Genomic DNA, 22,308 nt, shown 5'->3' on the forward strand with positions numbered 1-22,308 from the left:
GCTGCAACATTGATTTTCTTCGCACAGATCAAGGTTTCTATCTATGGTGAGCAATATCATCGATGCGTTCTGAAATAACCCTGATCTCACAATGGATGCTTCCCGACGTCGCTTTTTGGGTGGCCGTGCGCCTGCCCCGGCGCCGTTCCGACCGCCCTGGAGCGCATCCGAGTCTCTCTTTCTTGATCGTTGCACCCGCTGCGACGACTGCCTGAAGGTGTGCCCGACAAGCCTGCTGGTGCGTGGCTCGGGCGACTACCCGGTGGCTGATTTTTCCGCCGCGTCGTGCACCTTTTGTGGTGATTGCTCCCGCGCCTGCACCACCGGCGCCATCGGTCGCGATGTGGCGCAAACCCCCTGGTCCTTCGGCATTGCCATCGGCGAAGGCTGCCTGGCGGCCCAGAACGTGGAATGCCGCGTGTGCGGCGAAATCTGCGATGTAAGCGCGATCCGTTTTCGTCCGCGTATCGGCGGGGTGGCCCTGCCGGACGTGGATAACACCGCCTGTAACGGCTGCGGTGCCTGCATTCCCACCTGTCCGGTCCTGGCCGTTCAGCGCGTGGCCCTCAATCCAGAGTCGGAGCTTCCATGAACATAGTCAGTCTCGTCCTGCGCATCCGTCCAGAGGCGCGCGCCGAAGCGGAAGCCGCGCTGACCGCTTTCCCCGGTGTCGAGTGTCACGGCATGTCGTCCGACGGCAAGCTCGTGGTCACCGTCGAGGATGCGGAAGGTGCGGCCGTGTCCGACACCCTGATCGCCATTCACCGGGTTCCGCAGGTGCTTGCGGCAACCCTGGCCTACGAACACCGCGACGTTCAAGTTTCAAATCATCAGCCAGCAACGAATTCCCCTTGCGAGGAGGCTCAATCATGACCATCAATCGACGCGACTTCATCAAGACCCAGGCGATCGCCACCGCCGCCGCCTCGGCCGGCATCTCCATTCCGGTGCTGGCGGCTCCCAAGGACGGAGCTGCCCCGGCCGGTGACAGCAAGGTGCGCTGGGACAAGGCACCCTGCCGTTTCTGCGGCACCGGCTGTTCGGTGCTGGTGGGCGTGCAGGACGGCCGCGTGGTGGCCACCCAGGGGGATCCGGATTCCCAGGTGAACCGGGGCCTCAACTGCATCAAGGGTTATTTTCTGTCGAAGATCATGTATGGCGAGGACCGCCTGACGCGGCCGCTGTTGCGCATGAAGGACGGCAAGTACAGCAAGGACGGTGAGTTCACCCCGATCAGCTGGAACCAGGCCTTCGACATCATGGCCGAAAAGTGGAAGACCGCCATGAAGGCCGACGGGCCGGGCTCGGTCGCCATGTTCGGTTCCGGCCAATGGACCATTTTTGAAGGCTACGCCGCCTCCAAGCTGATGAAGGCCGGCTTCCGCTCCAACAACCTCGACCCCAACGCCCGCCACTGCATGGCTTCGGCAGTGACCGGTTTCATGCGCACCTTCGGCATGGACGAGCCGATGGGCTGCTACGACGACATCGAGCAGGCCGACGCCTTCGTGCTGTGGGGCTCGAACATGGCCGAGATGCACCCCATCCTGTGGACCCGCATCACCGACCGTCGCCTGACCAAGACCGACACCCAGGTGCACGTGCTGTCCACCTTCGAGCATCGCAGCTTCGAGCTGGCCGACAACGGCATGATCTTCGTGCCCAACACCGACCTGGCGATCCTCAATTACATCTGCAACCACATCATCCAGTCGGGCAAGGTTAACCAGGACTTCATCAAGGCCCACGTTAACTTCAAGATGGGCGAAACCGACATCGGTTTCGGTCTGCGCCCCAACAACGTGCTGGAAAAGGATGCCAAGTTCAACGGCTACCCCGGCGCCGACGGCAAGCCCAAGAACAACCCCAGCGACGCCAAGCCGAGCAACTTCGAAGAGTTCAAGAAGTTCGTTTCCGAATACACCCTGGAGAAAGTCTCCAAGCTCTCCGGCGTGCCGGCCGAGCGCCTCAAGAAGCTCGCCGAGCTGTATGCCGACCCGAAGAAGAAGGTCGTCAGCTTCTGGACCATGGGTTTCAACCAGCATACCCGCGGTACCTGGGCGAACAACATGATCTACAACGTCCACCTGCTGGTGGGCAAGATCGCCACGCCGGGTTCCGGTCCGTTCTCGCTGACCGGCCAGCCGTCCGCCTGCGGCACTGCGCGCGAAGTGGGCACCTTTGCCCATCGCCTGCCGGCCGACATGCTGGTGACCAACCCGGAGCACCGCAAGCACGCCGAGGAAATCTGGCAACTGCCGGACGGCACCATCCCTGACAAGATCGGCCTCCACGCCGTGGCCCAGAGCCGCGCCCTGAAGGATGGCAAGCTCAAGTGCTACTGGACCAGCACCACCAACAACATGCAGGCCGGTCCCAACGTCAACCAGGAAATCTATCCGGGTTGGCGCAACCCGGCGGCTTTTGTTGTGGTTTCCGATGTGTATCCGACGGTGTCCGCAATGGCCGCCGACCTGATCCTGCCCTCCGCCATGTGGACCGAGAAGGAAGGCGCCTTCGGCAACGCCGAACGGCGTACCCAGGTGTGGCGCCAGCAGGTCAAGGCGCCGGGCGAAGCCCGCTCCGACCTGTGGCAGTTCATGGAGTTCTCCAAGCGCTTCAAGGTCGAGGAAGTGTGGCCGGCCGAGCTGATCGCCAAGAAGCCCGAGCTGAAGGGCAAGACGCTCTACGACGTGCTGTACGCCAACAAGGTGGTCAACAAGTTCCCGAAGAGCGAGCTGGCCAAGGTGAACGATCACGCCATCAAGGGCTATACCAACGACGAAGCCGAGGCTTTCGGCTTCTACGTGCAGAAGGGCCTGTTCGAGGAATACGCCCAGTTCGGTCGCGGCCACGGTCACGATCTGGCCAACTTCGACGTCTATCACAAGGCGCGCGGCCTGCGCTGGCCGGTGGTCGATGGCAAGGAAACCTTGTGGCGCTACCGTGAAGGCTACGACCCCTACGTGAAGACCGGTGAGGGCGTGAAGTTCTACGGCCACAAGGACGGCAAGGCGGTCATCTTCGCGCTGCCCTACCAGGATCCTCCCGAGAAGCCCGATGCCGAGTACGACATGTGGCTGTGCACCGGCCGTGTGCTGGAGCACTGGCATACCGGCACCATGACCCGTCGCGTGCCCGAACTGCACAAGGCCGTGCCGGAAGCGCAAGTCTTCATGCACCCGGACGACGCCAAGAAGCGCGGTCTGCAGCGCGGCATGCAGGTGAAGGTGGTTTCGCGGCGTGGCGAGATGCTGGCCCGCATCGAGACCAAGGGGCGCAACAAGCCCCCGGTCGGCCTGATCTTCGTGCCCTTCTTCGATGAATCGAAGTTGGTGAACAAGCTCACTCTTGATGCCACCTGCCCGATCTCGAAGCAGACCGACTTCAAGAAGTGCGCGGTCAAGGTGCTTCGCGCCTAAGCAGGAAAAAAGGGTTCATCGTGGACACCGGCAAAAAAACTGCCCGCACGCCATCGACCGCCGCTTCTCCGGCGTCGCTGGCGCGGCGCAAGTTCATCAACAGCGTGGCTGCCGCGGCTGGCGGCGGCTGCCTGTTGGCGCTGGGCGCGGGCTTGTACTCGCGCCAGGCAGCGGCCTTGCCGGCCCAGGCTTTGCGTCCGCCCGGTGCGCTGCCGGAGGCCGACTTCCTGGCCGCCTGCGTGCGCTGTGGCCTGTGTGTGCGCGACTGCCCCTACGACACCCTCAAGCTTTCCGACCTGGGCGACCCGGTCGCCACCGGCACGCCTTATTTCACCGCCCGGAAGATCGCCTGCGAAATGTGCGACGACATTCCCTGCGTGAAGGCTTGCCCCACCGGTGCGCTGGACCGCCAGCTCACCGACATCAACAAGGCCCAGATGGGTCTCGCAGCCCTCGTCGATCACGAGAGCTGCCTCAATTTTCTCGGTCTGCGCTGCGACGTTTGCTACCGGGTGTGCCCGGTCATCGACAAGGCGATCACCCTCGAAACGCACCACAACCCGCGCTCCGACCGGCACGCCATGCTGTTGCCCACCGTCCATTCGGACGCCTGCACCGGTTGTGGCAAGTGCGAAAAATCCTGCGTGCTGCCCGAGGCGGCGATCAAGGTCTTCCCGCGTCAGCTCGCCCAGGGGGCCCTGCCGGCGCATTACCGCAAGAGCTGGGAAGAAAAGGCCCGTCACGGTGGTTCCTTGATTGGCGATCAGGTTGAAATGCCTGCCCGCGGCTTTGAAGGCTCCACCGCCGGTCGTGCCGCCACCGAGACCGTGACGGCGCCGACCGGCTCGGCTCCAGTCGCGCCGAGTGTTGCGCCGCCGCCCGCGAAGGCGGCAGGCGGCATCCGCAGTGGTCTCGACTCCCGCTGGAAGCCATGACCATGGCCACCACGACCGTTTCCATCAAGCCCTCCGCCGATTCCGGCTGTGCGCCCGCCCGCAGCCTGTGGCAGCGCCAGCGCTGGCTGATCCTGCGCCGGGCCAGCCAGTTGCTGATCCTGCTGGCCTTCCTCAGTGGCCCGTGGTTCGGCGTATGGATTGCCAAGGGCAACCTGTCCTCGTCGCTGACCCTCGGCGTGCTGCCGCTCACCGACCCCTTGCTGGTTCTGCAGACCCTGGTCACCGGCCATTTGCCCTACAGCAGCGCATTGATCGGCGCCGCCATTGTCCTTGGCTTCTACCTGCTGATCGGCGGGCGGGTGTTCTGCAGCTGGGTGTGCCCGGTGAATGTGGTCACCGATGCCGCTGCCTGGTCGCGGCGTCGGCTTGGCATCAAGACCGGCCGGGTGCCCGACGCCAATACCCGCTACTGGCTGCTTGGCGGCTTGCTGCTCGCCGCTGCACTTACCGGCACGCTGGCCTGGGAATGGGTCAATCCGGTGTCCCTGCTGCAGCGGGGCCTGATTTTCGGCATGGGCGGTGGCGTGTTCGTCATTGCCGGCATCTTCATGTACGACCTGCTGGTGGCCAGCCGCGGCTGGTGCGGCCACCTGTGCCCGGTCGGTGCCTTTTACGGTTTGCTCGGCAAAAAAGCCCTGCTGCGCGTCGCCGCGCCCAACCGCAAGGCCTGCGACGACTGCATGGACTGCTTCGCCGTCTGCCCCGAACCCCAGGTAATCCGCCCGGCCCTCAAGAAGGTCGGGCAGGAAAGCCCGCTTATCCTGGCCTCAGACTGCACCACCTGTGGCCGCTGCATTGATGTGTGTGACAAACAGGTTTTCAAAATGACCCACAGGTTTGACCAAAGGAGCGAGTGATGAACAAGCCGACCCTCAATTCCACCCGCCTGCGTGCGGCAGCGCTGGCCCTGTGCCTGGCGCAGACTTTCCTCGCTCCCGCTGTTGTGGTGGCTGCCACCGAAGCGCCCGTCAAGCTGCAAAGCCTGCGTGGTGCCGAGATCAACGCCAGCGATCCGGAAGGCGATGGCACGCGTCAGGGCCGCGACCAGCCGCCCCTGCCGCGGGACTTCGTGCAGCAACCGCCCTTGATCCCGCATACGATCAAGGGCTACAACATCACCAAGAACTTCAACAAGTGTCTCGACTGCCACGCCTGGGCGCGCGCCAAGGAGTCCGGTGCCACCAAGATTTCGGTGACCCACTTCAAGGATCGTGACGGCCAGGAGTTGTCCAGCGTGTCGCCGCGCCGCTACTTCTGCAGCCAGTGCCACGTGCCGCAGAGCGACGCCAAGCCGCTGGTGGGCAACACCTTCAAGCCCGGCACAGGAATGCGCTGAGCGACAGACAAAGGGAGTCGGATAAATGGAAACCAACAAGAAAGGCTTCGTCGGCCGCATCAGGGCGATGGGCTGGGGCTTTGCCGCGATGCTCTTCATCGGCGGCATCCTGTTCTGGGGCGCCTTCAACACGGCCATGGAATGGACCAACCGTGAAGAGTTCTGCATCTCCTGCCACGAGATGAAGGACAACGTCTATCAGGAGTACCGCAACACCATCCACGCCTCCAACCGCTCCGGCGTGCGGGCTACCTGCCCGGACTGTCACGTGCCGAAGGCCTGGGGCCCCAAGATGATCCGCAAGATCCAGGCGTCCAACGAAGTCCTGCACAAGGTCCTGGGTACCATCGACACGCCCGAGAAGTTCAACGCCAAGCGGCTTGAACTGGCCAAGCATGAATGGGAGCGGATGAAGAAGACCGACTCGCGCGAGTGCCGCAATTGCCACAACTACGACGGCTTTGACTACGCCGAACAGGGGCGTCGCTCGTCCAAGGCACACCAGACGGGCTTGAACGAAGGCAAGACCTGTATCGACTGCCACAAGGGCATTGCCCACACGCTGCCGGAAGTGGAACAGGCCATTGGCGCGCCGAAGCAAGGCGCCACGCCGGAAGAGTTCCATCCGCCGGTCAAGCCTGAAGAGGCCAAGCCCGAAGCCGACAAGCCTGCCAAGGGCTGAACGAAGGAGAGAGGGAGAGCAGAACGCCGGGCCGCGAGGCTTGGTATGGGGAGTCGACGGGCCGCTTTTTGCGGCCCGTCGGCTTTTATACCGCCGCTGACGGTGGTGGTGCGGCGGCCGACGATTGCCGTCAGGGTGTAGAGGCCGGCGATCCAGCACTCGATGGCAATCATCAGGGCGCTGACGACTTTCATGAGGCGCTTCATGGTGGGCATGAAGCGCCTCATGGTTTTTAGGCGCGCCCTGACGCCCGGCATGAAGGCCCTGATGCCGGGCGTCAGGGCTTTGATGATTCTTCCTCAGACCCTGGTGATTGTCATGAGGGGCCTGGTGATGGATGTCAGTTCAGCGGTGTTGACTGTGAGTTCGGGGCCGCAGCTTGCGGGAAGGTGTGGTGCGCGCAGGCGGCCCTGCCTGCCTCTTCTGGCATGCAACTTTCTCTGTTTGTACCGATTTCCGAAAAGATACCAATGCGTTCCGAAATGTAGCGGAAATGCTCTGTCCCGGCAGTCCGTTTGTCAAACGATGTGTCTGAAATGGACAGTGTCCGTTTTGGTGTAGGGAAACGACTCACAGAGGATTAGCGATGAAATTCAGTTCGATACAGCACCGGATTTCTGCGGTGGCGGGGGCGTGTTTGGTGGGTGCGGTGGTGTCCACCGTCGGCTACGGCGTCTATTCGGCCCGGGATACCCAGGATTTGGTCAGCACCCGGGTGAGCGGGCAGGTGAAGGACAGTACCCTGGCGAGCCTGAAGGGTGTGGCCGGCACCCAGGCCGGCACCATCCAGGCGAAATTCGACGTGGCCCTCGACGCCGCCCGCACCATGGCGCATGTCTTCGAACTGGGCAAGCAGGACAACGGGCTGACCCTTGGCCGCAACCAGATCAATGCGGTCCTGCTCAATGTGCTCAAGCACAACCCCGATTTCAACGGCACCTATTCCTGCTGGGAGCCCAATGCCCTCGACGGGCGGGACGACCAGTTCCGTACCGGGCGCGATGGCAACAACGAAAAGCATGGCCGTTTCACCCCCTACTGGAACCGGGACGCGAAGGGCAATATCGCCGTTCAGCCGCTGGTGGAATACGACACCATGGACAAGCATCCCAATGGGGTGCTGAAGGGCGGCTGGTACATCGGCCCGCGGGATACCCAGACCGAGAGCGTGCTCGATCCCTTCCCCTACATCGTGCAGGGCAAGCAGGTGTGGCTTACCACCCTGTCGGTGCCCATTGTGGTGAACGGCAAGTTCATGGGTGTGGCGGGGACCGACTACAACCTGGATTTTGTCCAGGAGCTGTCCCAGCATGCCGACCGTGGATTGTTCGATGGCAAGGGCGAGGTGGTGATCATCAGCAACATGGGTCTGATCGTTGCCGACAGCGAGAAGCCCGATCTCATCGGCAAGCATTTCCAGGAGGTGATGCCGGGCGAGGGCTGGAAGACGGTGCTGGCCGATATCCAGGCCGGCAAGTCGGTGTCTTCGGTGGATGAGCGCACCGGCATCATCACGGCCCTGGCGCCGATCCAGCTGGGCCGCACGGGCAAGCCCTGGTCGGTCATGATCAAGGTCAGCAAGGATGTGGTGCTCGCCGACGCCTACGCGCTGGACAAGGATCTGTCGAGCCGTGCCAGTACGTCGGCCTGGTGGCAGGTGGCGGTCGGGCTGCTGGTGGCGCTGGGGGGCACGAGCTTCCTGTGGTTTGCCGCCGGTTCCCTGAGCCGGCCGATCCGCGAGGCGGAGGTGCTGGCCAACACGATCCGGCTGGGCGATTTTTCGAGCCGCATCGATCACCACACCGACGACGAAGTGGGCCGCCTGGCGGTGGCCCTCAACGATATGGCGGCCCGTTTGCAGGCCCGGGCCGAGATTGCCGAACGTATTTCCCAGGGTGATCTGAACATCGAGATCGAACTGGCGTCGAGCAACGATCAGCTCGGCTCGGCCCTGCAGCGCATGCTCGACAACCTGAACGACATGGTTTGCCAACTGCAGGGCGGGGCGCGGGAGATTACCGCCAGCGCCGAGCAGGTTTCCGAGCTGAGCCAGGGCTTGTCGGCGGGGGCGGCGGCGTCGGCCTCGTCGGTCACCGAGATCGGCAGTGCGGTGCAGCAGATGACCGCCAACACCCACCAGAATGCGCACAACGCGGGTCAGGCAGACAGCCTGTCCAAGTCTGCCCAGGCGGTGGCCGTGAGCGCCAGCAGCCACATGAGCGAGATGGTTCGGGCCATGGGTGAGATCGAGCAGGCCGGTACCCGCATTACGGAAATCATCCGGGTTATCGACGAGATCACCGAGCAGACCAATCTGCTGGCACTGAATGCCGCCATTGAGGCGGCCCGCGCCGGTGAGCAGGGTCGCGGCTTTGCCGTCGTGGCCGACGAAGTGCGCAATCTGGCCAATCGCAGTGCCGAAGCGGCGCGCAAGGCCGCCGGCATGATCGCCGGGTCGGCCGACAAAACCCGTCAGGGCGCCACCATTGCGGCCACAACCTCTGCGGCTTTGGGCGAAATCCTGAGTTCCTCGGCAAAGGTGTCCACCCTGCTTTCGGAAATCGCGCGGGCCTCCCAGGAGCAGGCGTCCGGCTTCTCCGAAGTGGCGGCGGGTCTCGGTCAGATCGATGGGGTGACCAACCGCAATAGCGGCGACGCCGAAGTGTGCGCCAGTGCCTCGGTGATATTGCGGGAACAGGCGGCCAACCTCGTCAGTCTGGTCGGCCGATTCCGCGTCCGTCCGGGGGCATCGGCGGGGCGCAGAACATAAAGCGCTTTTGTGCGTTTGTTTCACTGCGGAGTCTGGTGTTTTTAAAGGAGTAAAATCAGCCCTTCAATTGGCCTCTCGGTTAAGGAATTACGGCCTTTATGGTTTCCCTTCAGAACGGTGACGAATTTCGCACGTCATTACATCGGGCAATCCTGAACGGTGTGCCGGACGGCATTCTGGTGGTGGACCAGGCCGGCATGCTCGTCTCGGTCAATGAACAGTTTTTCAGGGTCTGGGGGCTGCCCGCGCCCGCCTGCCCCCTGGAAGCGCTGCTGCATACCTCCGACACGCCAATCCTTGAGCAGGTCTTGGCCCGGGTGGCATTCCCGAAGGCATTCCTCGAGCGGGTGCAGGATTTGTACGCCGATCCTGCCCGGGAGGATGTCAGCGAGATTCCGCTGAAGGACGGGCGCACCCTGGAGCGCCACTCGCGCGTCCTGCACAGTAGCGATGGTCAGTACCTGGGGCGCGCCTGGTACTTCCGCGACATCAGTGACATCGTCAATTCGAGGCTGGCCCTGGAAGACAGCGAGAAGCGCTATCGCACGGCCTTCCAGACCACGCTCGATGCGCTTGCCATCACGACCCTGGAGGGCGGGGTTTACGTTGAAGTCAATCAGGCTTTCCTTGAGATCACGCGCTATGCGCGAGACGAGATCATCGGCCGCAGTTCCCTTGAACTTGGCATATGGGCCGACCCGGCCGACCGCCAGAACTTCAGTGAAAGGCTGCGCAACGAACAGTCTCGCCTGAAAATCGAAGCCCGTTTTCGCAAGAAGGACGGCGAGATTTTCTGGGGCGTGTTCTCCGTTTCGCCCATGGAGCTGAATGGCGTTCCGTGCCTGTTGTCGATCACCCGCGACGTGACGCAGAACAAGGCCGCCCAGGATGAGCTGGCCCGCCACCGCGACCGCCTCGAGCAACTGGTCGAGGCGCGCACCGCCGAGCTGTCCCGTGCCAAGGAGGCGGCCGAGGCGGCGAGTGTGGCGAAGAGTGCCTTTCTGGCCAATATGAGCCACGAGATCCGGACGCCGCTGAATGCCATTACCGGGATGGCCTATCTGATTCGTCGTGGCGGATTGACGTCCAGGCAGGCCGAGCAGCTCCACAAGCTCGAAGGGGCGGGCGAACACCTCCTGAACATCATCAATGCCATTCTGGAGCTTTCCAAGATCGAAGCCGGGAAGCTCGTGCTGGCGGAGTCGGTGATTCGGGTGGAGAGCATCCTGGATAATGTGGTGTCGATGCTGCAGTCCCGTGCCCTGGCCAAGGGCCTGCGTCTGAGGGCGGAAGCCGACGCTGTGCCACCCAACCTGCTTGGCGACGCCACCGCGTTGCAGCAGGCCCTGCTCAACTATGCGGCGAATGCGGTCAAGTTCACCGACGCGGGCAGCGTCACGCTGCGGGTCAGGCTGGTGGACGTGGATGCCGGCAGTGCCGTGCTGCGTTTCGAGGTGCAGGATAGCGGCATCGGCATTCCGGAAGATGCGCTACCGCGACTCTTCGCGGCTTTCGAGCAAGCCGACAACACGATGACCCGCAGGTACGGCGGAACCGGTCTGGGGCTGGCGATCACGCGCAAGCTGGCCGAGCGGATGGGAGGGGCGGCGGGCGCCAGCAGCACGCTCGGGCAGGGCAGCACCTTCTGGTTTACCGTTCGACTCAAAAGCGGTCTGGCGTCAGGCCTGGCGGTACCGGTGCGGACTTCGGTCAGTGCCGAAGACATCCTCGTCCGCGACTATCCGGGGCGGCGTTTTCTGCTGGTCGAGGATGAACCCATCAATCGGGAGATCGCCTCGATGATGCTGATGGATGTCGGGCAGGTGGTCGATACCGCCGAGGATGGTGTCCAGGCGCTTGAGCGGGTGCGTCAGCACGCCTACGACCTGATCCTGATGGACATGCAGATGCCGACGATGGACGGGCTGGAGGCGGCCCGGCGCATCCGCGCGCTTGCCGATCGCAAGGACATACCCATCATCGCGATGACGGCCAATGCCTTTGCCGAGGACAAGGCGCGCTGCCTGGAGGCCGGCATGGATGACTTCATCGCCAAGCCCGTCGATACCGACGTGCTGTTCGCCACGGTGCTGCACTGGCTGCAAAAAGGCGCGCCCGACTGAGGGGCGCGATCCGGGCCGTCAGCACGTCCGGATATGCCGTTGCAAGCCCTGAACCTGCCACCTTGACCCCAGTCAAGGACTCGGCCCCTGCCAATCCGGAACATCCGCTCCAAGCTGCGCCGTGCAGCGATGCCATCCAGGGAGGTTCCATGAGCGGGACATTCACCAAATCCATGGCGCGAAACATCTTCTTCGGGGGCACCGTCTTTTTTGCGCTCCTGTTTCTCGCGCTGACCTTCGATTCAATGCAAGCCATCCCCAAGCGGGATAACCACGCCAACCTTACGCCGTCCGTCGTCGCAGGGAAAAAGGTGTGGGAGACCAACAATTGCATCGGTTGCCATACGTTGATGGGCGAGGGGGCTTACTTTGCACCCGAACTCGGCAACGTTTACAAGCGCCGTGGCCCCGAGTTCATCAAGGCGTGGATCCAGTCCCAGCCCACCGGTGCACCCGGACGTCGTCAGATGCCCAACTTCCACCTTACGGAAACGCAGCTCAACGACCTCGTTGAATTCCTGAAGTACAGCTCGGAAATCAACACCGCCAACTGGCCGCCGAACATCGAAGGCTGATTGCCGATCTGAAAGGGAGCTATAAACATGCAATATTCCTCGCAGTCGGTCGCGAAGCCTTACTTCATCGCGGCCATCGGGCTTTTCCTCGGACAGATACTGTTCGGGCTCATCATGGGCCTGCAGTATGTGATCGGTGATTTCCTGTTTCCTGCCATTCCGTTCAACGTGGCGCGGATGGTCCATACCAACCTGCTCATCGTGTGGCTGCTGTTCGGCTTCATGGGGGCGGCCTACTACATGATTCCGGAGGAAACCGAGACCGAGCTGTATTCGCCAAAACTGGCGCTGCTCATGTTCTGGGTTTTCCTGGTCGCCGGTGCGGCAACCGTTCTCGGCTACCTGCTGGTGCCCTACGCCACCCTGGCGCAGTACACCGGCAATGACATCCTGGAAACCATGGGTCGGGAGTTCCTCGAACAGCCCCTGCTGACCAAGATCGGCATTGTGGTGGTGGCGCTGGTCTTCCTGTTCAACCTCACCATGACCATGCTGAAGGGCCGCAAGACCTCCATCGGCCTGGTGCTGATGATGGGCTTGTGGGGCCTGGCGGTGTTCTTCCTGTTCTCCTTCTACAACCCGTCCAACCTGGTCATGGACAAGTACTTCTGGTGGTGGGTTGTGCACCTTTGGGTCGAAGGCGTGTGGGAACTGATTCTGGGTGCCCTGCTGGCTTTCGTGCTGATCAAGGTGACGGGTGTTGACCGCGAAGTGATCGAGAAGTGGCTGTACGTGATCGTGACCCTGTCGCTCGTTACCGGCATCATCGGTACGGGTCACCACTATTTCTGGATCGGTACGCCGGAATACTGGCAGTGGTGGGGTTCCGTGTTCTCCGCGCTGGAGCCGATTCCCTTCTTCGCCATGACCGTCTTTGCCTTCAACATGGTGAACCGTCGCCGTCGCGAACATCCGAACAAGGCCGCCACCCTGTGGGCCCTCGGTACCGGTGTGATGTCCTTCCTGGGCGCTGGCGTGTGGGGCTTCCTGCACACCCTGGCTCCGGTCAACTACTACACCCACGGCACGCAGATCACTGCTGCTCACGGTCACATGGCTTTCTATGGTGCCTACGCCATGGTCGTCATCACCATCATCAGCTACGCCATGCCGATCTTGCGTGGCCGTGCCGCCAACAGCGAAAAGGCGCAGGTGATGGAAATGTGGTCGTTCTGGTTGATGACGGTGGCGATGGTCTTCATCACCCTGTTCCTGACCGCAGCAGGCATCCTGCAGGTGTGGCTGCAACGTTACAGCGCCACCCCGATCCCCTTCATGGCCGCACAGGATCAGCTGACGATCTTCTACTGGCTGCGTGAAGGTGCCGGCGTGATGTTCCTGATCGGCCTGCTGGTCTACATCGCCAGCTTCTTCGTGGGGGGTAATGAAAAGGCGAAGGCTGCCTGATCTTCCCGCGAAGTCTTGAGTCGTACCGAAAAACCCGGCTGTTGCCGGGTTTTTCGCATCTGGCAGTGGCCCCCAGGCGCACCAGTACGGTGCCATATGCCAGAGTCGTGGGCTGTTGCTGGGCACGGGGTGGGCCTGCGAAGCGGTTTTTAACGGAATTTTGCCCGGCACGGGATTTGCTGCAGGTGCACATCCGCTCTTCAGGAGCGGCGCATCCTGTCAAACCGCAAACCGGGAGTCTGTATGGAATCCGATTCAGTCATCTACGGCCTGCTTGGGCGCATTCACCTGCTGATGCGACGAGTCGGCAACCGCATCACCGATGTGGAATACATGCGGGTCAACAAGGATTACGCCCGCGAGATCGTGCGTATCGCACTGGCCACCGATAATGGGGAACTGGCCGAACTGTGCGGCCGGCTGCGTGTGGCCATGGAACTGGATGCCGCGCCGGAGGTGGAGGTGAAGTCCGGCCCGGGGCTGCTCGAGCGCCTGCGGGCCATCCGTCCCCAGGCTACCCACCCGACCGAGCGTTACGTGGGGTCGCTACGCTGAACGGGGTGGATTGCCAGAGGCAGTTCGTCCGCTGTCAGGGGCTCGACCCAGTCGAGCTGCCTTTTGAGCACCGCCACGGTGGCTTCGGACGCATCGCCCCGGCGTGCCTCCAGGCGGCGGCATAGTTCGTCGAAGGGCGCCGAACAGGCGAGGATCGCGAAGTCTGCGTTGTGTTGGTCGGCCAGCGTGTGGAAGTTTGCCCGTTCGCTGTGCTTCAGGAAGGCCGCGTCGATGATTACCGACCAGCCCGCATCGAGCATGAGCCCGGCCACTTCGCCGAGTCGTGCATAAGTGCGCACGGTGGCCTCCTGCGTGTAGATGCCGCCGGCCAGGTCGGAGCGGCTGCGGGCCAGTGGTGGCAGGCCGTGGAGGCGCTTGCGCTCGACGTCGGCCCGCAGGCGCAGCGTCGATGCGACGGGGTCCGCCATCAGCAGTTCGCCACTGCAGGTGGTCTTGCCCGAACCGGACAGGCCGTGGGTGATGAGCAGCCGGGGGGCGGGCGGCGTAGCCAGGCTTTCGGCCAGATCCAGATAGCCGGTGGCCACCTCGGCAGTGCCTGACAGGCCGGCGACCTTGGCGCGCACCATGGCCTTGTACACGGCATAGAAGCGCAGCACCGGCACGGCGTCGAAGTCACCCGATTCGGCGAGCCATTCGTTGAGCAGCCAGGCGGCCAGGTCGGGCCGGCGGTGGTCGAGCAGATCCACGTAGGTGAAGGCCAGCTCGGAGGCGACGTCGATCCAGCGGAAATCCTCGTTGAACTCGATGCAGTCAAAGGGGATGACCTGTCCGTGGAGCAGCACCAGGTTGCCCAGGTGCAGGTCTCCGTGGCATTCGCGCACCCGGCCGGTGGCCTTGCGGGCTGCCAGATGGCCGCGGATGCGGGTGAACTCGGCCTGCGTCCATGTCGCCAGGCGGTCGAGACGCGAAGACTCGGCGGGCAGCAGGGGAAGCAACTCGGTGAAGTTGTCGAGGGCCGGGGCGAGCACCTGCTCCGGTTCGCCGAAGCGGCTGTCCGCTCCGGCCACGGCGGCGCCGGCATGCAGGGCATGAATGACCTGGGCGAGTTCGGACAAGTGGGCCCGCCTCAGCTGGCCCCGGGCGCACACCCGGTCGAGGCGCTGGCTTTCCGGAAAGCGGCGCATCTTGACGGCCCATTCGCCGCTGTTGCCGGCTTCATCCAGGCCCAGGTACAGCTCCGGGGCGAAGCGCCGGTTGAGGCGCAGCTCTTCCTGGCAAAAGAAATGCCGCTTCTCCTGCGTGCCATAGTCGAGAAAGGGCAGGGTGAGCGGCTTCTTCAGCTTCCAGGCGCAGCCGTCGGCGAGGAGCAGCCAGGAAATGTGGGTTTCGATGACTTCTGCGCCGAGTTGAGCACGGAACTCTTCCAGCCAGTCGGGAAGGGGGGCGAACATTTGGCTCAGGCCACCCACCAGTAACGCACGATGTGAAAGAAGATCGGCGCCGAAAAGCTGATCGAATCGACCCGGTCGAGCATGCCGCCGTGGCCTTCGATCATGGCGCCCCAGTCCTTCACGCCGCGGTCGCGCTTGATGGCCGACAGCACGAAGCCGCCAAAGAAACCCATCATGTTGATGACCAGCGCGATCAGCCCGGCTTCCAGCGGCGAAAACGGGGTGATCCACCACAGGGCGGCGCCGACCGCCGTGGAGGTGAGCACGCCGCCGACCAGGCCTTCGACGGTTTTCGACGGGGAGATGGCCGGCGATACCTTGTGCTTGCCAAGGAGCTTGCCCCACACGTACTGGAACACATCGCTGGATTGCACGGTGAGCACCAGGAAGACCACCAGCAGCGCGTTGCGACCTTCATAACCGGCGATCTGGAGAGTCAGCAGGGCCGGCACGTGGGACAGGCAATACACGCAGATCATCAGCCCCCACTGGACTTTGGCGGCACGCTCCAGGAAGCGCGTGGTGTCGGCGCCGAGCGACGAGGAAATCGGCAGCAGCAGGAAGGCATATACCGGGATGAGGATGGAGAACAGGCCGTACCAGTCGATGGCGATGAGGTAGTACTGCAGCGGCAGAAAGACGAAGAAGCTCCAGATCAGCGCCCGGTGATCGCCGCGCCGGGTGTGGGTGAGGGACACGAATTCGCGCAGGCTCTGAAAGGAGATGAAGCCGAAGAGGCCGATGACGCCCCATTTGCCGATCCAGATGGCCCCGCCGATGAGGGCGATCATGGCCCACCAGGCCTTGATGCGGGCGTTGAGGTTGTCGATGACACCATGCGGCGCGCCCGGCGAAATCCGGTACTTGAGCACCGCGCCGATGGCGCTGAAGACGGCCAGCAGGCCGAAGATGCCGCCGAAGACGGCGATGAGGTCGTGGGTCAGGTTCATGGCGGATCAGTCTTCGGGGGGAGCGAGATCGAGGAGGGCGCTGCGGGCGCGGTTCAGGAAGGCGTCGCGGCTTTCGCCGTCGATCAGCGCCAGCGCCGGCCCGAAGGTCAGGGTGCACAGCAGGGGCACCGGGATCAGGCTGCCCTTGGGCATCACGCGGCCGAGGTTTTCGATCCACACGGGGATGAATTCGGCCTCCGGGTGGGCCTTGACCAGATGGTGGATGCCGCTCTTGAAGGTCTGCACGCCATCATTCAGGTTGCGGGTGCCCTCCGGAAAGAGGATCAGCGATTCGCCAGTGGCCAGCGCTGTGCCCATCTGCTCGATGGGGTTGGCGCCGTGGCGGTCGGGCCGACGGTCGATGGTCACGCCGCGAAAGACCCGGTTGATCAGGAAGCGCCGCAGGCCGGTGGTGAGCCAGTAGTCGGCCCCCGCCACCGGCCGGGTGCGGTGGCGCAGGTGGGGCGGCAGCGCGGCCCAGATCAGTACGAAATCCCCGTGGCTGCGGTGGTTGGCGAAGTACACGCGGGGGCGGGCGTCCGGTTCGCTGCCCAGCCACACGGCGCGCACGCCGGTGAGCAGCTTGGCAAATCCGCACAGGCCGGAGGCGATGAGGTGATCGAGGGACATCAGGGGCTTCCTGTGTGGCTCAGGTGCCACAGTATGGCGCCGAGGAGGGCGCTGAACTGGACGGCCAGCGCGATGGATTGATGGCGCAGCAGGCGCAGGGCGCCGCGCACCCGCTCGGCCAGCGGACGAGGCGGTGTCGGTGTCTCGCTGGTGCCGAAAACGCCCGTCAGGGCGTGATCGAAAGCGACCAGATCTGCTTGCGGATCGGGTGCCCACAGGCCTGACCAGCAGGCTGCCCAGTGGGCAAAGAGACGGGCGTCGAGATCGCAGCGGAAGGCGTAGTAACGCTGGACGAGGCCGGCTGTCACGCTGACGCCGAGGAGGCCGTGCCCGGTGAGGCCGGTGGTGGCCAGCAGCAGGGTGGCGAGGGCGAGCAGCAGCAGGGCCAGGCTCAGAAGGTCGAGCTGCCGGCCCTGGCCGAGGGTGGCGGCGGTGAGGGCTGCGGTGGCCGCGTCCTGGCGGGTTTCGGGGGTGTCAGGCGCCACCGACGGTCTCCGGCGGCGGACTCAGGCGGGCGAGGGCGTCCCGGTGGGCGGCGCCGAGGACGATGTGCGGCCTGGCGCCTTGCAGGATGGCGATGGCTGCATCCACCGATTCGGCCCGCCCGCTGCTGACCAGCCATGCGGCCACCGCACTGGCGCTGCGCGAATAGCCGAGGGCGCAGCACACCAGTAGCGGGCCGTGGCGGCGCAGCCTGTCGATACAGGCGGCGGCCTGTTCCAGCTGCTGCGCGGTTGGCGCGACGAGATCCAGCCACGGCAGGCCGGCGTAGGCCCAGTTGCCGCGGGGGGCCGGCAGTTCGGCGGTGAGGTCGAGAAGGGCCTTGAAGCCGCCAGCTTCCATTGCCGCGGCGTTGGGCAGACGGCCCAGCCACACGCCGTCGGCGATCAGGTCGGGGGCGGGGTGCGCCCGCGTCCACAGGCGCGAGTTGAGCCACGCGGCGAGGGTGTAGGGCGCCAGCAGCAGCGCGGCGCCGAGGCTGTGACGGCCATTCTGCTTCTGGAATCCGGCCGGGCCGAGGAGGGCGTAATTGAGGGCCACCAAGCCGAGGGCAAGGCCCAGCCAGACCAGCCACAGTCCGGCGCCACCGAGCACGTAGCCCAGCCCGCCAGCGCCGAGGGCGGCCAGCAGGTAAGCGCCGGTCAGCCGCCACTGCCGCGGCGAGCGGCTCAGGCGCGCGCGGGCAAAGGGCGTCGGCCCGGCCTCCGGCCATAGCCACAGGCACAGCAGGCCGACCAGTGCGCCGGTGGGAATGTCAATGAAGTGGTGCTGGTAGGTGGTGAGCACCGAAACGGCAATGAGCAGCGCCCAGGCATCCACCGCCACGCGCAGCCAGCCGCGGCTGGCCGCCGCAAAGCGCACCCACAGGATCACCAGCAGCCCGATGTGCAGGGACGGTGCCTGGTTGTAGGGCATGTCGAAGCCTGCGAGGGCGTTGAAAAGTTCGCCGAAGACGCCGTCGGTGGCGGGGCGCTCGAAACTGAAGTGCAGCGGGAAGAGCAGGAAGCAGGCAACCGACACCAACTGGGCGCTGAGCAGGCGCAGGGCGTGGCGGTCCACCTGCTGGTTGTTGCGGCACAGCAGGAAGGACAGACCGTAGAACAGGTCGATGGACCAGTAAGGCAGGATGGTCCATGGCACGAAGGGGATGTGCCGCTCCCAGTCGTAGGCCAGCGCGTCGCGCACCTGCCAGCTGGCGGCCATGCTGTTGGCAAAACCGTAGCTCAGGAAGAAGAAGGGCCCCAGGAAGAGCAGCCAGGCGACGCCCCGTTGCCAGGGAATGGCCGCTTCGGTGGCGGGCGCGGGCTGCCTCATGGGTTGCGCCGCCGGGCCATGGACACGGTGAAGATGCCCCATTCGTCGATGCGCTGCTCAATCTTGTCGAAGCCGGCTTCGTCCACCAGCTGGTCCATTTCGGCCTGACTGCGCCGGCGCATCACCCAGGCCTGGCCACTCCGGTGGCTGGTGAGGGCGCGGGCGATGAGTTCGAGTTGCGGGTGCCACGGCTGGCCGGTGTACAGCAGCATGCCGCCGGGCTCCATGGCGTCGGCCATGCCGGCCAGGGAGCGGCGCACCATGCTGTTGTCGGGGAAGAGTTCGTAGAGCCCGGAGACGATGCCGATGGTGGGTTTGGGCCATACCGCGGCCACCGAGGCGCGGTCGAAGGCGTCGCCTTTCTCGAAGCGGGCGATGGCTTCGAGCCCCTTTTCGCGGATCAGGGCGCCGCCGTCGCGCACGTTGATGTCGCTGAAGTCGCGCAGCAGGATGGATTCGGGCCGGCGCGGGGCTTCGCTCAGGGCTTCGAGCACGTAGCGCCCGTGGCCGGCGGCGATGTCGAGCACCCGCAGCGGCTGGCCTTCCGTGTACAGGCGGGCGAGGGCGAGGCGCAGGAGTTCTTCGAGGTGGCGTTTGCGCTGGCGGATGCCGCGCCAGCCGATGGCGTCGAGGTAGTTGCGGTCGATGGCCCGGCCGACGGGGCCGGCACCGGTGGGCGTGTTGCGATAAACGTAGTCGAGGGTGCTGCCGGAATCGAAACCGGTGCGGTGGCCCAGCGCGACGCCTTCGGACAGCCGCCCGCCGAGCCTCATGCTGGCCCGGTAGGCGGCCCAGTAGAGGCCGCGCGGGCTCAAGGCCGGCAGCGGGCGGGCGAGGGCGTCGGATTCGTCCCTGGTGGCGCCGTGCAGGTCGGCATGCAGCAGCCCGATGCGCTGGGGCGGGCTGGCGAACTGGCGCAGGATGAAGTCGCGGGCCTTGTCGGTGGCGAGCTGGCGGTCTTTCTCGCCGAGGGTGTCGTGGTAGAAGCCGTCGAGGACGTGCTTTTCCTTCACCGTGCTGCCGAGGCGTTCGAAGAACTGGTGCTGGGGCTTGTGATGCACGACCCAGTCGGCGCCGGAAATGAGCAACTGGGTCGGCAGGGTGATGGCCTGAGCGTCGGCGACGACCCGTTCGGCGGCGCTGTAGAGGCCGAGCAGGATGTTCACCGAGATGGCCCGGGCGATCAGCGGGTCGCTGTCGTAGCTGGCCTGGCGGGCTGGGTCGTGGGTCAGGAACCTGGCCTTGACGTAGCTGTTGACGAAAAAATTGCCGCGCAGCTTTTCCATCAGGGCCAGGCCGGGGCGGGCCAGGGGCACGTAGAGCTTGACCTTGAAGGCCGGCGAGGCGAGCACCAGGCAGCGCACCTGCGGGGCGTAATCGTGGGCCCAGGTGGACACCAGCACCGCGCCGACGCTCTGCGCCAGCACGGCCATGTCGGCCAGGGCGATGCCGTAGGTGTCGCGGATGTGTTCGACAAAGGTCTGCACGTCGCGCACCGAGGTGCCGAAGCTCGGCGAATAGCCGCGCACGCCGGGCGAATGGCCGTGGCCGCGGGCGTCCCAGGCGAAGAAGTCGAAATCCGCCAGATTCAGCTCGTCGGCCAGGTGGGCGATGCGCCCGGAGTGTTCGTGGCCCCGGTGGAACATCACCACTGCGCCGCGCGGCGTGCCAGCGGCAGGCCAGTGGCGATAGAACAGGGAAACCCCGTCGTGGGTCTCGAAATGAAGTTCGGTAACCGGGCGGGCAGTGGTCATCGGTGAAGCCTCAGCGGGGGGCGCGGGCCTGGCGGACGCCGCTCCGGATGCGGTTGAAGGTGTTGAGCAGGATCGCCAGCACAGCCGCCGGCATGATCCACACGGCCCAGCCGGGCAGGCTGCCGGCCAGCCCCAGCCACAGGCCCAGCACGCCGAACAGGAAGGCCCGGTCGCTCTTGCCCATCGGACCGTCGTACTGGCGCGGGCTGCCCACCATCGGGCCGAGTGCGCCGGCCATCTCGGAGACGGCAGAAAGGAAGACCACCGCGCCCACGCTGCCCCAGCCGAAGGGCGCGATCCATACGAAGGGCAGGTAAAGCGCGGCGTCGGAGATCACGTCGGAGAGTTCGTTGAGATAGGCGCCGAGGGCCGATTGCTGGCCGAATTCCCGTGCCAGCATGCCGTCGACGGCATTGAAGGCCATGCGCAGGAACATCCACAGAGGCAGCAGCAGGAAGGCGGCGGGCTTGTCCGGGTGGAGGAACAGCCCGATGCCGAGGGCGATGGAAACGCACATCGCCGCCAGGGTTACCTGGTTGGCCGTGACGCCGGCATCGGCAAGGCGGCCGACGATGGGCCGGAGGAGGGCCTGGAAGCGGGGCTTGAGCTGGTAGATGCTGATCATCTTCGGCACGGGTGGGTTTGCGGACGGGCCGATTCTGACATGCATACGGGCTGTGCGGATTCAGCCCTTGCTGGTCCGGGTGAGGTGCCGGGCGATCTCGTCGAGGTCCGGGTTGTTGGGGAGCAGCGTGCCGTTGACCTCGATGATTGGTGTGCCGATGGCATCCACGGGCAGGCCGGCCTGGCGCATGCGGCTGGTCAGACGATCCTCGGCGGCCTGATCTTCGTCGATCATGTACTCGGTATAGCGCACGCCCAGGCGGTCGAAAAGGCGCCGCTTCTCGGCGCAATAGCCGCAGGTGGACAGGGAATACATGAGAATCCGGTCGCGGCCGGCATCGTAGCGGGCTTTGAAGGTGGCCTCGGGCGTGCTGCCGCTGTGCACCTGGCGGGTCATGGCAGGCAGGCGGTAGAGGTCGGCGGACATCGACGCAAAGCCGGCGATGGACGCGATGGCGAGGGCCAGGCCGCCCGCAAACGCTGGCCAGCCCAGGCTGCGGGGTTGGGCGCCCCAGTTGTTGTCGTCCTTTTGCCCCGGCATCAGGGTCAGAATCATTCCGGCGATCGCCCCCAGGTAGGGAATGCCCGTCGCGAGGCTCCACCAGCCGCTTCGGCCCAGGTCATGGCAGCGCAGGACGGAAAGGCGGAGGCTGTAGACGATGAAGAGCAGCAGGCCGAGACCGCCAAGGATAAGGCTCTGGGTTTTGACGAAGAGCAGGCCGGCCAGCAGAAGGGCGGCAAAGCCGAGCGTGGCGCCGAGAAAGTAGGCCTGGCGCCCGAGGCGTCCCTTGAAATCGAGGCCCAGCAGGCGGCTGCCCGGCTCGGCGAAGGCGTCGTGCGCAGGGGGCTGTGCCTGCGCGTCTTCCGCGGGGGCTTTCCGGACCTCGCGCACCGCATTTTCAAGCGCCGCCTGGAAGCGCGGCATGTCGGTGGCGCACGCCCGGCACAAGGTGCGGCGGGGTTGCTGTTCGCCGCACTTCGGGCAGCTTACGGTCTCGTCGGGAACGCTGGCTGGCGTGGGTTCGGCGACTGTCGGGGCCGGGATTTGTGCGACGTCGGGCTGAACGGCCGGCTCGATCACGACGATCAGCCCGATGCCCTTGAGGCGTAGCTGGTAGAGCCTGGCCTCATCGGCGTCGAGCCCTTTGCGCAGGCCGACCCGCTGCCCGGAAAACACCTGCTCCAGGGCTGCCGGCGAGCATTTCAGCAGGGCCTGCAATTGTTGTCGGGCGACTGCGCGATCGTAGCCGGGAAGGGTTTCGCCGAAGAAGACGACATTGAAAACGGGGTTCACGAT

The 22,308-nt window shown here is 64.7% G+C and carries 20 protein-coding genes; 12 read left to right on the top strand and 8 right to left on the bottom strand.

The features are described from left to right. Positions 1-91 precede the first annotated feature (91 nt). The 12 genes from napF to ETQ85_RS06650 all read left to right on the top strand — a co-directional run bounded on the left by napF (position 92) and on the right by ETQ85_RS06650 (position 13,826). Complete coding sequence (gene napF, locus ETQ85_RS06595; RefSeq protein ID WP_148578258.1) at positions 92-592, top strand: ferredoxin-type protein NapF; 501 nt, start codon at positions 92-94, stop codon at positions 590-592. Continuing rightward, positions 589-873, top strand: a complete 285-nt coding sequence (locus ETQ85_RS06600; protein WP_148578259.1) for a chaperone NapD — start codon at positions 589-591, stop codon at positions 871-873. Before napF ends, ETQ85_RS06600 begins: the two co-directional genes overlap by 4 nt. Then, positions 870-3,422 carry a nitrate reductase catalytic subunit NapA gene (napA, locus tag ETQ85_RS06605; RefSeq protein WP_148578260.1) on the top strand — a complete coding sequence of 851 codons (2,553 nt, stop codon included), beginning with the start codon at positions 870-872 and terminating at the stop codon, positions 3,420-3,422. The genes ETQ85_RS06600 and napA overlap by 4 nt, the downstream gene beginning before the upstream one ends. A 17-nt stretch (positions 3,423-3,439) precedes the next feature. Then, positions 3,440-4,357: a ferredoxin-type protein NapG gene (gene napG / locus ETQ85_RS06610; RefSeq protein ID WP_148578375.1), complete on the top strand. Its 918-nt coding sequence runs from the start codon at positions 3,440-3,442 to the stop codon at positions 4,355-4,357. A gap of 2 nt (positions 4,358-4,359) precedes the next feature. Further along, positions 4,360-5,235, top strand: a complete 876-nt coding sequence (gene napH / locus ETQ85_RS06615) for a quinol dehydrogenase ferredoxin subunit NapH (RefSeq protein ID WP_246128652.1) — start codon at positions 4,360-4,362, stop codon at positions 5,233-5,235. After that, positions 5,235-5,714 (top strand): nitrate reductase cytochrome c-type subunit, encoded by a 480-nt coding sequence (locus ETQ85_RS06620; protein ID WP_148578262.1) that lies wholly within the window; start codon positions 5,235-5,237, stop codon positions 5,712-5,714. Before napH ends, ETQ85_RS06620 begins: the two co-directional genes overlap by 1 nt. Positions 5,715-5,739: 25 nt before the next feature. Continuing rightward, complete coding sequence (locus ETQ85_RS06625; protein ID WP_148578263.1) at positions 5,740-6,396, top strand: NapC/NirT family cytochrome c; 657 nt, start codon at positions 5,740-5,742, stop codon at positions 6,394-6,396. A gap of 586 nt (positions 6,397-6,982) precedes the next feature. Further along, positions 6,983-9,166 carry a methyl-accepting chemotaxis protein gene (locus ETQ85_RS06630; protein WP_148578264.1) on the top strand — a complete coding sequence of 728 codons (2,184 nt, stop codon included), beginning with the start codon at positions 6,983-6,985 and terminating at the stop codon, positions 9,164-9,166. 98 nt (positions 9,167-9,264) lie between these two features. After that, the gene (locus ETQ85_RS06635; RefSeq protein ID WP_148578265.1) at positions 9,265-11,289 is read left to right on the top strand and encodes a response regulator; all 2,025 of its coding nucleotides are present in this window, start codon (positions 9,265-9,267) and stop codon (positions 11,287-11,289) included. 149 nt (positions 11,290-11,438) lie between these two features. Continuing rightward, complete coding sequence (locus tag ETQ85_RS06640; protein WP_148578266.1) at positions 11,439-11,864, top strand: c-type cytochrome; 426 nt, start codon at positions 11,439-11,441, stop codon at positions 11,862-11,864. Between the two features lie 27 nt (positions 11,865-11,891). Then, a complete protein-coding gene (locus ETQ85_RS06645; protein WP_148578267.1) occupies positions 11,892-13,271 on the top strand; it encodes a cbb3-type cytochrome c oxidase subunit I in 1,380 nt (459 codons plus the stop codon). A gap of 243 nt (positions 13,272-13,514) precedes the next feature. Then, positions 13,515-13,826: a hypothetical protein gene (locus ETQ85_RS06650; RefSeq protein WP_148578268.1), complete on the top strand. Its 312-nt coding sequence runs from the start codon at positions 13,515-13,517 to the stop codon at positions 13,824-13,826. Here ETQ85_RS06650 and ETQ85_RS06655 read toward each other — a convergent pair. Genes ETQ85_RS06655 through ETQ85_RS06690 form a run of 8 tightly spaced genes read right to left on the bottom strand, consistent with a single transcriptional unit; the run spans position 13,805 to position 22,305 of the window. After that, complete coding sequence (locus ETQ85_RS06655) at positions 13,805-15,238, bottom strand: bifunctional aminoglycoside phosphotransferase/ATP-binding protein (RefSeq protein ID WP_148578269.1); 1,434 nt, start codon at positions 15,236-15,238, stop codon at positions 13,805-13,807. The two genes, ETQ85_RS06650 and ETQ85_RS06655, sit on opposite strands and share 22 nt — an antisense overlap. A 5-nt stretch (positions 15,239-15,243) precedes the next feature. Further along, a complete protein-coding gene (locus ETQ85_RS06660; RefSeq protein WP_148578270.1) occupies positions 15,244-16,188 on the bottom strand; it encodes a phosphatidate cytidylyltransferase in 945 nt (314 codons plus the stop codon). Positions 16,189-16,194: 6 nt separating this feature from the next. Continuing rightward, positions 16,195-16,818: a lysophospholipid acyltransferase family protein gene (locus ETQ85_RS06665; protein ID WP_148578271.1), complete on the bottom strand. Its 624-nt coding sequence runs from the start codon at positions 16,816-16,818 to the stop codon at positions 16,195-16,197. Continuing rightward, positions 16,818-17,303, bottom strand: coding sequence for a hypothetical protein (locus ETQ85_RS06670; RefSeq protein WP_148578272.1), 486 nt, complete (start codon positions 17,301-17,303; stop codon positions 16,818-16,820). Before ETQ85_RS06670 ends, ETQ85_RS06665 begins: the two co-directional genes overlap by 1 nt. Next, positions 17,293-18,633 (bottom strand): phosphatase PAP2/dual specificity phosphatase family protein, encoded by a 1,341-nt coding sequence (locus tag ETQ85_RS06675; RefSeq protein WP_148578273.1) that lies wholly within the window; start codon positions 18,631-18,633, stop codon positions 17,293-17,295. The genes ETQ85_RS06670 and ETQ85_RS06675 overlap by 11 nt, the downstream gene beginning before the upstream one ends. Then, on the bottom strand, positions 18,630-20,387 hold the full coding sequence (locus ETQ85_RS06680; protein WP_148578274.1) for a bifunctional alpha/beta hydrolase/class I SAM-dependent methyltransferase: 1,758 nt from the start codon (positions 20,385-20,387) through the stop codon (positions 18,630-18,632). Before ETQ85_RS06680 ends, ETQ85_RS06675 begins: the two co-directional genes overlap by 4 nt. A 10-nt stretch (positions 20,388-20,397) precedes the next feature. Then, positions 20,398-21,012: a CDP-alcohol phosphatidyltransferase family protein gene (locus tag ETQ85_RS06685; RefSeq protein WP_148578376.1), complete on the bottom strand. Its 615-nt coding sequence runs from the start codon at positions 21,010-21,012 to the stop codon at positions 20,398-20,400. Between the two features lie 60 nt (positions 21,013-21,072). Next, complete coding sequence (locus tag ETQ85_RS06690; protein ID WP_148578275.1) at positions 21,073-22,305, bottom strand: DUF805 domain-containing protein; 1,233 nt, start codon at positions 22,303-22,305, stop codon at positions 21,073-21,075. Positions 22,306-22,308: the final 3 nt, after the last annotated feature.

Source organism: Zoogloea oleivorans (assembly GCF_008107625.1).
Lineage (GTDB): Bacteria > Pseudomonadota > Gammaproteobacteria > Burkholderiales > Rhodocyclaceae > Zoogloea > Zoogloea oleivorans.